The sequence below is a fragment of the Cupriavidus sp. SIMBA_020 genome (genome assembly GCF_046535395.1).
Lineage (GTDB): Bacteria > Pseudomonadota > Gammaproteobacteria > Burkholderiales > Burkholderiaceae > Cupriavidus > Cupriavidus campinensis.
In genome coordinates, this window is record NZ_JAWRWU010000694.1 from 1 (window position 1) to 268 (window position 268).

1 protein-coding gene is annotated in these 268 nt (G+C 67.5%); it reads left to right on the forward strand.

The window, feature by feature from the left end; translation table 11 throughout:
• On the forward strand, nt 1–268 hold a 268-nt coding region (locus SB751_RS31105; RefSeq protein ID WP_410749155.1), incomplete at both ends, for a glycine betaine ABC transporter substrate-binding protein.

Here is a 268-nt window from a genome sequence, read left to right on the forward strand (position 1 = left end):
GCGAACTGGTCGCTGGTCGAATCGAGCGAGACGGGGATGCTCACGCAGGTCGAGCGCGCGGTGCGCGACAAGCGCTGGATCGTGTTCCTCGCGTGGGAGCCGCACCTGATGAACACCAAGTTCCATCTGACCTACCTGTCGGGCGGCGACGCGTACTTCGGGCCGAACTACGGCGGCGCGACCGTCAACACCGTGACGCGCGCGGGCTTTGCCGGCCAGTGCGCGAACCTCGCGCGGCTGTTCCGGCAGATGACGTTCTCCGTCGACG